12 protein-coding genes and 1 pseudogene are annotated in these 14306 nt (G+C 41.1%); 10 read left to right on the forward strand and 3 right to left on the reverse strand.

The features are described from left to right. Positions 1–74: 74 nt before the first annotated feature. Both JG479_RS16330 and JG479_RS16335 read right to left on the reverse strand, forming a co-directional pair. Positions 75–1865, reverse strand: a complete 1791-nt coding sequence (locus tag JG479_RS16330; protein WP_200219672.1) for an alkaline phosphatase — start codon at positions 1863–1865, stop codon at positions 75–77. Between the two features lie 11 nt (positions 1866–1876). Beyond that, a complete protein-coding gene (locus tag JG479_RS16335) occupies positions 1877–3466 on the reverse strand; it encodes an alkaline phosphatase (RefSeq protein ID WP_007580433.1) in 1590 nt (529 codons plus the stop codon). A gap of 583 nt (positions 3467–4049) precedes the next feature. Between JG479_RS16335 and JG479_RS16340 the strand changes: the two genes are divergently transcribed. The 8 genes and pseudogenes from JG479_RS16340 to JG479_RS16375 all read left to right on the forward strand — a co-directional run bounded on the left by JG479_RS16340 (position 4050) and on the right by JG479_RS16375 (position 9718). Further along, positions 4050–4799, forward strand: a complete 750-nt coding sequence (locus JG479_RS16340) for a GntR family transcriptional regulator (RefSeq protein ID WP_200219673.1) — start codon at positions 4050–4052, stop codon at positions 4797–4799. A 291-nt stretch (positions 4800–5090) separates the two neighbouring features. Next, positions 5091–5207, forward strand: a pseudogene (locus tag JG479_RS16345) (putative sulfate exporter family transporter); the annotation flags it as partial. Positions 5208–5633: 426 nt separating this feature from the next. Next, complete coding sequence (locus tag JG479_RS16350) at positions 5634–5843, forward strand: cold-shock protein (protein ID WP_024595869.1); 210 nt, start codon at positions 5634–5636, stop codon at positions 5841–5843. 185 nt (positions 5844–6028) lie between these two features. Further along, positions 6029–6238, forward strand: coding sequence for a cold-shock protein (locus JG479_RS16355; protein ID WP_007580429.1), 210 nt, complete (start codon positions 6029–6031; stop codon positions 6236–6238). 187 nt (positions 6239–6425) lie between these two features. Next, a complete protein-coding gene (locus JG479_RS16360; protein WP_007580429.1) occupies positions 6426–6635 on the forward strand; it encodes a cold-shock protein in 210 nt (69 codons plus the stop codon). 232 nt (positions 6636–6867) lie between these two features. Then, positions 6868–7116 carry a DUF3297 family protein gene (locus JG479_RS16365; protein WP_002963088.1) on the forward strand — a complete coding sequence of 83 codons (249 nt, stop codon included), beginning with the start codon at positions 6868–6870 and terminating at the stop codon, positions 7114–7116. A gap of 168 nt (positions 7117–7284) precedes the next feature. After that, positions 7285–8190 carry a homocysteine S-methyltransferase family protein gene (locus JG479_RS16370; RefSeq protein ID WP_200219674.1) on the forward strand — a complete coding sequence of 302 codons (906 nt, stop codon included), beginning with the start codon at positions 7285–7287 and terminating at the stop codon, positions 8188–8190. Beyond that, positions 8177–9718 carry a BCCT family transporter gene (locus JG479_RS16375; RefSeq protein WP_200219675.1) on the forward strand — a complete coding sequence of 514 codons (1542 nt, stop codon included), beginning with the start codon at positions 8177–8179 and terminating at the stop codon, positions 9716–9718. The genes JG479_RS16370 and JG479_RS16375 overlap by 14 nt, the downstream gene beginning before the upstream one ends. 162 nt (positions 9719–9880) lie before the next feature. On the opposite strand, the gene JG479_RS16380 is transcribed toward JG479_RS16375, so the two are convergent. After that, complete coding sequence (locus JG479_RS16380; protein ID WP_200220347.1) at positions 9881–10297, reverse strand: MerC domain-containing protein; 417 nt, start codon at positions 10295–10297, stop codon at positions 9881–9883. A gap of 141 nt (positions 10298–10438) precedes the next feature. Here JG479_RS16380 and JG479_RS16385 point away from each other — a divergent pair, with 141 nt between their 5' ends. Next, positions 10439–12841 (forward strand): TonB-dependent receptor, encoded by a 2403-nt coding sequence (locus tag JG479_RS16385; protein WP_200219676.1) that lies wholly within the window; start codon positions 10439–10441, stop codon positions 12839–12841. Positions 12842–12873: 32 nt separating this feature from the next. Further along, the gene (locus JG479_RS16390) at positions 12874–14274 is read left to right on the forward strand and encodes a 5-methyltetrahydrofolate--homocysteine methyltransferase (RefSeq protein ID WP_200219677.1); all 1401 of its coding nucleotides are present in this window, start codon (positions 12874–12876) and stop codon (positions 14272–14274) included. The last annotated feature ends 32 nt before the right edge of the window (positions 14275–14306 follow it).

Consider the following 14306-nt stretch of genomic DNA (forward strand, 5'->3'; position numbering starts at 1 on the left):
AATGACAAAAACCCCGCAAAGTAGGCGGGGTTTTTATTTAGATATATTTAACTAAATTTATAACTAGCCGGTATTTATTGCGCTAGTTTTTCGTCTGCTGTTTTTACAAAGTCAGCGGCAAAGTCCATTACATGGAATAAAAAGCTTTGCTCGTTTGTGCCTGTTACTAAGTGCGCGCCTGGTCCCATTGCGTAAACGCCTACGTCTTCACCGGCATGTGTTTCAGAGCCCATTGGTACAAGTGCTTCTTGATGAAAGCCAGGTGTTGTTGTATCAACATCTGTTAAATCAACACGCCCTGTAACCGGTGCAAACGCGTAACCTGCATCGGCATCAGTCTCGCTGCCTAGGTTTCTAAAGCCACCACCATTGGTGTAACCAACCGTTGTATAAGGCATATCGTCGGCGGCTAAGCTTGGCTCAGTAGCGCCCACTGCAACAACTTTACCTAAAATTGGGTTACCACGTTTAGGGTAACCGGCAATGGTAAATACATGGCTGTGATCGGCGGTTACAACTATTAATGTTTCTTCTGGGTTGGTGTTTTCCATCGCCACTTTAACGGCTTTAGCCAGCTCAATAGTGTCGTTTAACGCGTTATAAGCGTTACCCGCATGATGCGCGTGGTCAATTCGACCCGACTCAACCGTTAAGAAAAAACCTTGCTCGTTGTTATCAAGTACGTTTATTGCTTTTTCGGTCATTTGTGAAAGCGAAGGCTCGCCTGCTACATCGTTTGCCCGATCAGCTTCGTACTGCATGTGGGATTCGTTAAATAAGCCAAACACTTTAGTGGCGTCGTCACTTATTGCATCAAAACCGGTTTGATCCATTACGTACGTGCCATTTGGATATTGCGTTTTCCACTCTGCGGTTAAGTCGCGGTTATCTGTACGATCCCCTTCAACAGCACTTACTGCATCGGTTGAATTAAACGCGGCATCTTTTGGTAAAAAGTGACGACGACCGCCGCCCATTACTACGTCAATACCGTCTACATCAACACCACTAAAGCGTGCTTCTAGGTTGGCTTCAAAGTTAACCAGTTGCGATGCAATATCTTCACACGTTGCGGCACTTTCTGGCATATCGGAGATATCTTCCCAGTTACGCTCTGCCGATTTAGCATACGTTGCAGCGGGTGTTGCGTGAGTAATACGCGCTGTAGAAATAATCCCTGTTGCTTTACCTGCAATTTCAGCAAGCTCTAACGAGGTAACAAGTTCGTGCCCTTTGCCTGATGCACAATTACCACGTTCAACTGCTTCATCAATACCAATAACGCCTGCGTCGGTTTTAACGCCCGATGCCATTGCGGTCATAGTGCCTGCCGAATCTGGCGTTTGCGCATCTACGTTGTATGTTTTTACAAAGCCCGAAAAAGGCATAGTTTCAAAGCTTAACTGGTGATCTTCACCCATTTCACCCTCTAACTGACCCGCTAAAATACGTGCTGCGGTTATGGTAGAAATACCCATACCATCGCCAACAAATAAAATAACGTTTTTAGCTTTGCCTGATTCAGTAACAATGTTGCTACTGGCTGTTTGTGCAGCACCCAATTTTGTTTGTGCTTCACTAAACCAAGTATTACTAGTGAGCGAGGCTAACTGCTCGCTTGTTAACGACGTTGCAGGTGCATTACACACTAAATTAGTTGAGTTAACTTCGTCGCTATCTAGCACATCGTTATTATTGGTATCTGCGCCTACTTGCGTCTCTACACCGCCATTAATGCACTGCTCAGAGCCCACTGCAATAGCGTTATCTACTGCGATAATATTGTTTTCATTTTTGTTATCGTCACTCGAGCAACCTGCTAGCGCGACCATTACTGCCAAAGAAAGTACCGTTAATTTGTTCATGTTAGCCGCCATTATTGCTGAGTTAGTTCAAGAGCTTGATTAATTAAATGAAATACAACGTTTTGTTCAATTACGCCCTGTGCTAGCTGAGCACCAGGACCTTTAGCATGCAAAGATATGTCTTCACCTGCGTGTGTTTCTGAACCCATTGGTACAGTTGCTTCTTGGTGAAAACCTGGGGTTGTTGTATCAACGCCATTTAGCTCAACACGCCCTGCTACAGCAGCACTTGTATAACTTGCATCGGCATCAGTCTCGTCGCCTAGATTTCTAAAGCCTAAACCATTTGCGTAACCGACTGTGGTGTACGGCATATCGTCGGCGGCTAAGCTTGGTGTTGTTGCACCTACTGCAACTACTTGACCTAATATTGGATTACCACGCTTAGGGTAGCCTGCAATAGTAAATACATGGCTGTGATCGGCGGTTACTAAAATAAGGGTTTCTTCTGGGTTGGTGTTATCTACCGCTGCTTGCACGGCTTTAGCAAACTCAATGGTGTCGTTAAGCGCGTTGTATGCATTACCCGCGTGGTGCGCGTGGTCAATTCGACCCGACTCAACCGTTAAGAAAAATCCATTATCGTTTTTACCAAGCACTTCAATTGCTTTAGTGGTCATATCGGTAAGTGAAGGCTCGCCCGCTACATCGTTTGCGCGGTCAGCTTCGTACTGCATGTGGGATTCGTTAAATAAACCAAATACTTTAGTGGCGTCGTCTGCTATTGCATCAAAGCCCGTTTGATCCATTACGTACGTAGCGTCTGGGTATTGTGTTTGCCACTCAGTCACTAAGTTACGCTCGTCAGTACGGTCGCCTTCTATAGCACTTACTGCATCTGTTGAGTTAGCCGTTTCGTCTTTTGGTAAAAAGTGACGACGACCGCCCCCCATTACAAAATCAAGGCCGTCTACGTCGGTCCCTACAAATCGTGCTTCTAGGTTTTTTTCAAAGTTAACCAGTTGCGATGCAATGTCTTCACAGCCACCCGTTACGGCATCTTCTGGCATATCGGATACATCTTCCCAGTTACGGTCAGCCGATTTAGCATACGTGGCAGCAGGGGTTGCATGAGTAATACGTGCTGTAGAAATAATACCGGTAGATAGTCCTTTAATTTCAGCCAATTCAGTTGCGGTAATTAGCTCGTTACCTGCCACTGTTGAACACACGCCGCGTTCAATATCTTCGTCTACACCAATAACGCCCACATCGGTTTTAACACCCGAAATAATAGCCGTCATCGTGCCTGCTGAGTCGGGAGTTTGCGCATCTACGTTATACGTTTTAACTTGTGCAGAGTATGGGAACTCTTCAAAGCTTAAATAACCTTCTTCGCCAGATTGGTTATTACGCTGCCCTTGCAAAATACGCGCGGCGGTAAGTGTAGAAATACCCATGCCATCGCCCACAAATAAAATGACGTTTTTAGCTTTAGTGGCTTGTGTAGCCTGCGCTTGTGCTGTTTTTGTTGTTAGTTTAGTTTGCGCAGCGCTATACCAGCTGCTGTCTTTTTGGCTTTGCGGTAGTACATCAGCATGGCTAACTGCGCTAAACGCAAATGTTAGCGCGATTGCCGCAGCGACTTTTTTAATTTTCATCCGTAATTCCCATTGTTTAGTGGTTATTTTTTGAAATGTGTAAACACAAAAAAGATCAACCGCTGCACTATAGAAAACAGATGTGACTGATAAAGGTAATTTTGATGAAAGTAAGGTGACTAAACTATTACAAAAATAAGTCACAAAAAAAGCGCAACGTGTTAAACGTTGCGCTTTTAAGGGAAATTATCGAGGGAGTTATTTAAAATCTGGCGAAAATGCTATATCTAACCCAGAGCCCCTGTACATGAAACCACTACTACCTTTGCCGTTCAGTTAAATTCGTCAACTTCAGCTTTAGTGTAAGTGGTATCACCGGTACTACGGGTAAATTTAATCGAGTAATTGTATTTATAACACTGAAAAACGAGTGGCAAACCCAGTGAACAAACAATCCATCAAGTAATGTGGTTACTCCACCTGAGATTAAAATGAATAAGGACGATTTTTTAAACATAATATGCAGTTTGCCTCAATAAGAAATTACTGCGGTAGCTCACGTTTAATCAAGAAACGCAAATATGCGTAAAAGGCTTCACCTATGATATAACTACAAGTGGATTAAATTTAATGGTAAATAACAATGAGTAACTCTATGTTTGATCACAAATTAAGTAGCCCAAGCTTGGATTTTCAACCACTCTACTTACAAGTGGCTGATAGTATAAAACAACTCATTGTTAAACGGCATTGGTTGCCCGGCGAGGCTTTACCAAGCGAATTTCGCCTTGCTGAAGAATTTAACGTAAGCCAAGGTACTGTTCGTAAAGCGCTTAATTTATTAACCGACAATAAAATAGTAACTCGCCGCCAAGGCGTTGGGACATTTGTATCTGAGCATACCTCGCAAGATGCCTTATTCAGGTTTTTTCCTTTACAAGCCGACGGTAAAAGTGACAACTCACCAAAGGCAGAACTGCTATCGGTTGAGCTTTGTGCAGCGCCTGCTGAAGCTATAAAGGCTTTGCAGCTAAATAAAAAAGACAAGGTTACTAAGCTAGTTCGCAGACGTACTCTCGATAACGAATTTTGCATGAGCGAAACTATATACCTACCGCAAAGCTACTTTCCTGATATACATAAAAGTAGTGATATTCCGCACACTCTATATCATTACTATCAGAGTAAATTTAACCAAACGGTACACAAAACCCAAGACAGTATTAAAGCCGTACTTGCTACAATAGATGATGCAAAAATGCTTGCTATAAAAGCAGGCGATCCACTGCTGTTAGTATCGCGCATTACCGAATCAATCGAAGGTAAGCGTATTGAATACCGCCTAAGTAAATGCCGTAGCGATCACTATCATTACCAAATTGAGCTCGACTAGTTAAACGTACTTAAACTACTAATTAGCAATCTTAGCGCGTAACCATTAAATATTTTTTAAAGGCACCATAATGAATTAGGTGGTGCACTTCCAATTAGAATCTATGAAGCCTTACCTTGATGGCTTTCTGCAGGCTTTCCATCCACTAATCAGCCGCTTTGCTGTAAACGCAGCATGATTCACTTATTACATAACGCATCTTCGAGATAAATTCCTATTGAAATAATTAAGTACCCTCCTTTCAGTAGGGTTCTATTTATTAAACTTAGAGTAAGAATATTGTGTACAAACGGTATGAAAACTAATTTAGGAAAACTAACCGAAGTAGGTATGAAACCCATTATTTTAATTGTGGCTGAAACACTTTGGATTGCGTTATTAATACTTGGATTTGTAATTTGGAGCTAAAGAATTACATTATTTAGGGTATATCTCAAAAAAATTTAGTAGGTAATTAGGTCATGTTTTAACCAATTAAAAGCTGTGTTTTGCCTACTTTAAAACTACGCACAAAAACAGGCTTAACGTATTGATTAAAAAAAGCTTACCTTTATTTTAAAAGTATAAAATATCATCTTAATCATAACTAATTAGTTAAAAAAACAACAAACAAATAAAGTACTTACTCTAAAATAAATTTACAATAGGGCTTGGTATATACTTTAATTTACTGTTATCCTGCCTCGCATCGGGTTGACAGAAAACCCTATTTATTTGTAAGTACCACGTTGTTTTAGTAATAATCCTTCGCGTTATCCTCAGTTAAATGTATGTTTTCTTCCTGTTAAATTGCCTAATTTAAGGCGCACTTTTATTAATCCTTAGGATACTATTATGTCTACAACTACAACTGGTACAGTTAAATTTTTCAACGAAGCAAAAGGTTTTGGTTTCATCGAGCAAGAATCTGGTCCTGATGTTTTCGCACATTTCAGCGCAATCTCTGGCGACGGTTTCAAAACTTTAGCTGAAGGCCAACGTGTACAGTTTACTGTTACTCAAGGTCAAAAAGGCCCACAAGCTGAAAACATCGTTAGCATCTAATTGCTTTCGTTAAATGGGTTAGCAATAACCCATTTTGAATAATAGTTTGAAAGAAGTTTTGTTTTATTTGTTAGTACCGAGTTGTTTTAGTAATAATCCTGCACGATATCCTCAAGTTAACTATTTTTTCCGGCTCAATCGCCTCTTTTCAGGCACACTTATATTAATTTTTTAGGATACATATTATGTCTAATACAACTACTGGTTCAGTAAAATGGTTTAACGAAGCAAAAGGTTTTGGTTTTATCGAGCAAGAATCTGGCGCAGACGTGTTCGCACATTTCAGCGCGATCTCTGGCGACGGTTTCAAAACTTTAGCTGAAGGCCAACGTGTACAGTTTACTGTTACTCAAGGTCAAAAAGGCCCACAAGCCGAGAACATTGTTAGCATCTAATTGCTACACAATTTAATGGGTTAGCAATAACCCATTTTGAATACTAGTTTGAAAGAAGTTTTGTTTATTTGTTAGTACCGAGTTGTTTTAGTAATAATCCTACGCGATATCCTCAAGTTAACTATTTTTTCCGGCTCAATCGCCTCTTTTCAAGCACACTTATATTAATTTTTTTAGGATACATATTATGTCTAATACAACTACTGGTTCAGTAAAATGGTTTAACGAAGCAAAAGGTTTTGGTTTTATCGAGCAAGAATCTGGCGCAGACGTGTTCGCACATTTTAGCGCAATCTCTGGCGACGGTTTTAAAACTTTAGCTGAAGGCCAACGTGTACAGTTTACTGTTACTCAAGGTCAAAAAGGCCCACAAGCCGAGAACATTGTTAGCATCTAATTGCTACACAATTTAATGGGTTAGCAATAGCCCATTAATATATTTACCTTTATAATTATTTAGTCAAATATCTTCAAAATCCTCCTCTGTAAATATTTTTCAAGCTCAATCTCATTTGTATACACAACTCATTAATTAGTACATTTTTAAACACATTTACGACTATCTCTCTTGAGCGAAAGCTTTGTATTGCCTACAATAGCGCATACTTCATTCAATATAGAATATGACCATGAACGACACTACCGCAAAACCTGCTTTACCAGATCGCCTTTCTATTAATCCACGTAGCCCACATCATGTGGAAGAAGTTTTTGAACACGATATTGGTATCACGTTCAACGGCAAAGAGCGTTTTGATGTTGAAGAGTACTGCATCAGCGAAGGTTGGATAAAGTTTGCATCTCCAAAAGGGCTTGATCGTCGCGGACAACCACTTTTACTTACAAGAAAAGGCACTGTTGAAGCCTTTTATAAGTAAGCTAATACTACTTACTAAAAAAGCGACACCATATTGGGTAGTCGCTTTTTTTGTGCCCTTTTAATAGGTTGAGCTTTTTTCATGCCCAACCTGATGAAGTTTCATTATGATTTTTTAAAAAATATGTTTGAATAGCGCCATATTATTTAGACATATAGAAGTCCATAAGTGAAAAAGGTAACAATTTTAGATGGCGGCATGGGACGTGAACTTAAGCGCATTGGCGCACCGTTCTCACAGCCACTGTGGAGTGCACAAGCACTAATAGAAGCCCCACACTTTGTAGCACAAGCTCACCAAGGCTTTATAGATGCAGGCGCTGAAATAATTACGGTTAATAGTTATGCCTGTGTGCCCTTTCATTTAGGTGAAGAACGCTACGAAAGCCAAGGCGCGTTACTCGCAGAGCAAGCTGCCCTTATTGCTAATAAAGCAGCAAATAATGCAAAGCAAAACGTACTGGTTGCAGGATCACTACCCCCTGCATTTGGTTCATACCGTCCCGATTTATTTGAAAGTAAACGTGCCTTTACTATTTTAGATACATTATACAATGCGCAAGACGAGCATGTAGATTTATGGCTTGGCGAAACAATATCGAGTATTGAAGAAGCGCAAGTAATGGCAAGCGTACTTAAAGGCTCAACTAAGCCATGTTATTACGCATTTACCCTAAGTGACGAAGTAACTGAGCAGGCAACACTTCGTTCTGGAGAGCTGGTAACCGATGCCATAACGGCACTACTTGAGCAGCAAAACATTGCAGGTATTTTCTTTAATTGCTCTATCCCTGAAGTTATTGAGCAAGCACTGCGTGATACTAATAACGTATTAATTAAGCAAAATAAAAAAGTATCGTTAGGCGCATTTGCTAACAGCTTTACTCCTATTTCAAATGCTCACAAAGCAAATGAAGCAGTGCAAGACTACCGTGATTTATCTCCTGACGAGTATCTGGAATTTGCAAAACAATGGCATAGCCTTGGCGCAAATATTATTGGTGGTTGCTGCGGAATTAATCCAAGCCATATCGAAGCACTCGTACAATGGAGAAACGCCATTGAAAAACCTTAACTTTGAGCTGGCTATTCCTGCAATTACATTAGTAATTACCTTATTAGTTATCTCAACTTTATATCCAGAGCAATCACAATTATTAGCAAGCAACGCCATGCATTTTGTAACAGGCTGGTTTGGTTGGTTAGTAGAGCTTGTGAGCTTGGCTTTAGTTGGTTTTTTATTTTGGTTAGCTTTTTCAAAGTACGGATCTATTAGGTTAGGTGAAGAAAAAAAAGAGCACTCTAACTTTTCGTACGGCGGTATGATTTTTACCGCAGGTGTAGGTGCTTCTCTTATATATTGGGGAATTGGCGAGCCGATGTATTATTTGCAATCGCCACCACTTTTTGCCGAACCAAATAGCTACGCAGCAGCAGCTTGGTCTGTTACTTATTCTATTTTTCATTGGGGCGTGACTGGCTGGGCCATTTACTGCTTTCCGGCAATCCCGTTTGCGTACGCATTTTATGTACAAAAAAAGCGTACTTTAAGACTTTCAACGCTTTGCGGACCGGTAGTAGGCAACAATCCTATTATTGCTAAAGCAATCGATTTACTTGCAATTTTTGGCACCCTCGCAGCTTTTGCAAGCTCACTAGCACTTACTGTATCGTTGCTTAGTACTGGCGTTTCTGCATTATTAGGAATTAAAAACAGCTTATTACTCCAAGGCAGTATTATTTTATTATTTGTTTTAATGCTTGTTGCGGTAATGCTTGTTGGCTTTAAAAAAGGCATTAGTAAAGTGTCCGACTATACGGTTGTAGCAGCAATATGCTTTGCCTTATTTGTATTACTTGTAGCTGACTCTCAGTTTATTTTAAATAACTTTACCGACTCAATAGGTGTCATGCTCGATAACTTTTTTAGAATGTCACTTTGGACCGACCCAGTTCAAAAAAGTGGTTTTTCGCAATCGTGGACTCAATACTATTGGTTTTGGTACTACGCTTATTTAATTATGATGGGGCTTTTTATTACCCGCATTTCGCGTGGACGTACTATTAAAGAAGTTATTTTGTACACTATCTCGATGGGTTCACTCGGCTGTGCATTCTTTATATCAATCTTTGGTGGTTATGCAGTATGGGCACAATTAATTGGTGGCTTACCTGTTCAACAATGGATGAGCGAAGGCGGTTTAACGTTTGCAGTAGTTTCACTAATTCAAACTCTACCATCGGGTAATATTGGCTTAGTATTATTTTTGATTATTCAATTTTTTTTAATGCTAACGACTATGTCAAGCGCAAGCGTTGCCACCGCTATGTTGACAACTAATAAGCTAGAACTAAATGGCGACCCCGATCATAAAGTTAAGCTCCTATGGGCTGGTGCAATTGCACTCATTAGTTTTAGCGTATTTTTATGCGGTGGTGGGATAGATACCATTAAGTCACTCTGCGTTGTAGCTGGCCTGCCAATGATGTTTATTTACATGATTTTAGTAAAGCAATTAATGATGCAGCTAAAGGGTGTGAATCAAATAAAAACACTTGAGCAATATGAAAGTATAAATTCCGAAACAGTTAAAGTGAATTAGTAACATTTTAAGGCCTCATATTATGAGGCCTTATTTACTATTACTGAGCATGTTACTACAGCATGAAAGAGGTCGCCTTTTAAAACAAAGAAGCCTTAGTATTTAAAATAAATCAGTATTAATTTAGCCGACGAGAGCCATACCACCAGCAACAACTAAGCGTTAAACCATTTGATCCAATTTGCTACCTGAACACGGGCATTTTTCGTCATTTTGCTTAAGGCATTGCTGATAATTAAACCAATGGGCCACAGCAATAAAAGCCGAACCTATTAAGGTTAGTGCTTTTTCGGCTATTTCATGCCCTAGTAATACTGCGCATATCATAAAGGCTAGCCCAATAACGCCGCAGGCCATATAACGTAAACGTTTATGCTTTTTACAGCCTAAGCTTAATGCCAATAAACTGGTTGGCAGTACCGCCGCAAGAATCCATAAATGAAATTGTTCACTATCTATTTGCAGTACGGCAAAGCTTGGTAATAACGCTAAAATAACCGGGGTTGCAAAACAGTGCACTGTGCACATTACCGATAACCCAATTGCCATACGATCCATAACACTTTGACTCGACTTCATTATTTCCTCTACTAAATCAGTGTCTCCACTCAAAAACGCTACTTTTAAGGAGGCTTTTTAATAACATAAGTTAATTACTGTTGATATATTATAACATTACTCGCATAATTGATATAATATAACATCTAACAAGGTAGTCAAATGAAACGTAGATCACAATTAGCTGTTCTCATAGCAGCTTTATTGCCGGCTAGTGTGCTGGCATCCACAATAGAAGGCGTTGTTTTAAACAACAAAGGTAAAGCAGTTAGCAATGCAACGGTAGAAGTTGAAGGCTCAGACCTTAAAGTAACCACCGATGAAAACGGTAAATTTGTTATAACAGAACTAAAAAATGGCTTAAAAGAGCTTCACGTTGTAGCCCCTGGTTATGCGCATCTTCATCGCGATATAACAATAACTAATGATGAAAACCAATCGGTTACTTTTAATTTAAAGCGCTCGCCTATTGAAGTTATTGATATTGAAGCAACCCCTATTCATATGTCGGCAATGGAATCTGCATCGCCTGTTAGTGTTTTATCTGGCGAACAACTAAGGCGCCAACAAGCCGCAACCCTTGGCGATAGCCTTGAAAAACTCCCAGGCGTTAATACAAATTTTCACGGGAAAGTAGCCAGCACACCTATTATTCGTGGCTTAAGCGGCCCGCGTGTACTCATTACTCAAAATGGCCTTGATGTAAGTGATGTATCGCGCGTTGGCCCCGATCACTCTGTTGCATCGGAGGCGTCTACCGCACAACAAATTGAAGTATTACGCGGCCCTGCAACACTGTTTTATGGCAGTGGCGCAATTGGCGGTGTGGTTAATGTAGTAGATAACCGCGTACCAACCGACAGCACAACACGCGGCGAATGGAACGTAGAACATAACTCTGTTGATAATCAAAAAGTGGCCTCGTTTAATGCCACCACAGGTACCGATTCATTTGCTTTTTATGCCGATGCGTTTTGGCGTGAAGCCGATGACTACGAGGTACCGGTAGCTGCTGATATAGATAGCGACGGTGAAGAGCATAGTGGCGATTACAAAGTTGAAAACAGTAATGAAGAGTCTGACGGTTTTACTGTTGGCGCTAGCTATTTAATGGATAACGGCTTTATTGGCTTAGCAGTAGAGCAATTTAATCGTCAATACGGTATTCCTGGTCATTCTCATGGTGATGAAAGTGAGCATAGTGACGAGGAAAGCGTATTTGCCGATTTAGAGCAAACTAAAGTGCAATTATTAGGTGAGTACAACCTAGATAATAAATGGCTAAACAAAGTTAACCTGCGCGCTGGCCATACCGACTACGAACACGCTGAAATTGAAGGTGGCGCTGTAGGCACTACCTTTAAAAACGAAACAAACGAATTACGCATAGACCTACTACATAACCAGTTTAGCGAGTGGAATGGCGGCATTAGCTTTCATTACAAACAAAGCGATGTTGAAGCACAAGGTGAAGAGGCTTTTACTCCTCCATCAGAAACCGAAAGCTTTGCTGTAGCGTTAATGGAAGAAAGGCACTTTGGGGATTTTTTAGTGCAGTTAGGTGGGCGTATTGAGCGTGTAACCATTGAAGCAGGCAACGTATTACTGCCAAATATTGACGCTCACGCACATGATGAAGCAGAAGAAGCCGACGAGCATGATCACGACCACGAAGAAAGCGCAGAAACCACTCGCGTATTTGACGTAGAGCATGAATTTACACCAATCAGTTTATCAGCAGGCGTAGTGTGGGATTTTACCCCTAACTATAATTTAGGACTTTCTGTATCGCGCTCTGAACGTGCGCCCTCTGCCTCTGAGTTGTTATCGTTTGGGCCGCATATTGGTACTGGCACCTACGAAGTAGGCGCACTATTTGATTTAGATGAAGACGGCCATTTAGGTTTATCTGATCAAGCAATAGACCTAGAAACAGCCAATAATATCGATTTAACCCTACGTAAAACTCAAGGCGATGTTGGCTTTATTTTAAATGCCTTTTACAACCAAGTAGATAACTACTATTACCAAATAGACACTGGTTTATACGCCGAAAGTGGCCACGACCATGGCGATGAAGAAGAAGGCGCTGACGAACACGACCATTCATCAGAACTGCCGGTTTATTTATTTAAAACAGACGACGTAATTTTACACGGGTTTGAAGCGCAAATTGCGTGGCAATTAACCGATGAGTTTAAAGTAGATTTATTCTCTGATTACGTGCGTGCACGCCTTAAAGACGGCGGCGATTTACCCCGTACACCACCGCTTCGTTTTGGCAGCGAGTTAAGCTATCAAACAGATAAATTAAGTGCGCATATTCACGTTACTCGCTATCAAAAGCAAGACCGCACAGCCCCACAAGAAACAGCAACAGACGGCTACACATTGGTTGATGCAAGCATCTCTTACGACCTTTCAGTATTAAACCAAGATATGTCTGTGTACCTACGAGGTACCAACTTAACAGATACAGAAGCACGCGTGCACAGCTCGTTTGTAAAAGATATAGCACCACGTCCAGGACGTAGCTTGGCGCTAGGCATTCGCGGTTATTTTTAAGCATTAAAAAATTATAATTAAAGGAAATAAACATGAAAAAACTATACAAATTAAAGCTTATTGCACTGGCTATTAGCACTACATTTATTACAGCCTGTGGCGATGCAGAGACCAATATTGTAGAAAAAGACCCTATTGTTGTAGAAGTCGAGCACGATCATGACGATAATGATCACGACCATGATGATGGCTATACAATTGACTCATTAGGCAGATTAGCTGTGCTTGCAGGCGATAGCAACGAAGCCAGCTTTTATGACCTAGATGACAACACTTTACTTGAAACATTTACCCTGACGAATGATTCAAACACGCTATCGTCATCACCTGATTTTCGTTATGCCGTTATTGCAAGCCGCGCACAAGATTACTTAGGCTTTATTGATGGTGGTTTATGGCGTGAAGACCATGGTGAGCATTTACACGACTACGAGCAAAGCCCAGCGGCTAGCAGTTATGAGCTAACAAGTGGCAGCCGCCCTACTCACCTTGTAAAACATGACGGCCAATTAGCTGTTTTTTATGATGGTGATGCAGACTCAGGCACGGTTGCCTCTGTTGAAGTATTAACAGATAACGACATAACCAGCGCAACAGCAACGCTACCGGGTATTAGCTACGATATTAATATGCACGGTGTAGCAGAGCCACGCGGTGAGCATTTATTATCAACACTTCGCCGTGATGACAGCGAAAGCACATCGGTTGCTAAAGTACTGCCAGACCAAGTAGGTGTTTATCATTTTCATGATGGTGAATATGAGCTTGAACAAACCTTAGAGCTTACGTGCCCTGATTTACACGGTGCAGCACAAAACCACGACTATGTAGCATTTGGCTGTAGCGATGGTGTGTTATTAGCCCACCAGCACGATGATGAATACGAAGCTGAAAAAATAGCGAACATTGCAGCCGTTGGCGATTTACGTATTGGTAGTATTTATGGCCACGAGGATAGCGAGACCTTTATTGGCGTAGCGTCTGGCCATGGTGGCGGCGAAGCCGTAATTGTCACTATTAACCCAGCAACAGCACAAATGGAAGAACTAGAGTGGCAACTAGCCGATGGCGCAAGTGCTGTGTCGTACTCTTTCTCTGCCCATGGCGAGCACTTTTTAATATTAGACAGCTTAGGCTTTTTAAATGTATTTAGCGCACACGACCATGATGTCGAAATGCATTGGGAGCTTGAAGGCCAAGTTGATATTACCGAGCAAGATGTATCAACCATGCCAGAGGGTATGAGCTTTAGCATGACAGTGGCACAAAATGGTCAGTTTGCTTATGTAGCAGACCCTATTGCTCAGCACGTTGTGCAAGTCCACCTTGAAGACTTAGAAATTGAAAGTGAGGTTGAGCTTACTTTTGCTCCTAGTGCAATTACTTGGTTGGGTATTGCGCAAGAGGAGGAAGAAGACGATCACGACCATTAAGTTAATAAAAACTTGAGTAACTAGCTCACTCT

It is taken from the genome of Pseudoalteromonas sp. LC2018020214, from assembly GCF_016598755.1.
GTDB classification, from domain to species: Bacteria; Pseudomonadota; Gammaproteobacteria; order Enterobacterales; family Alteromonadaceae; genus Pseudoalteromonas; species Pseudoalteromonas distincta.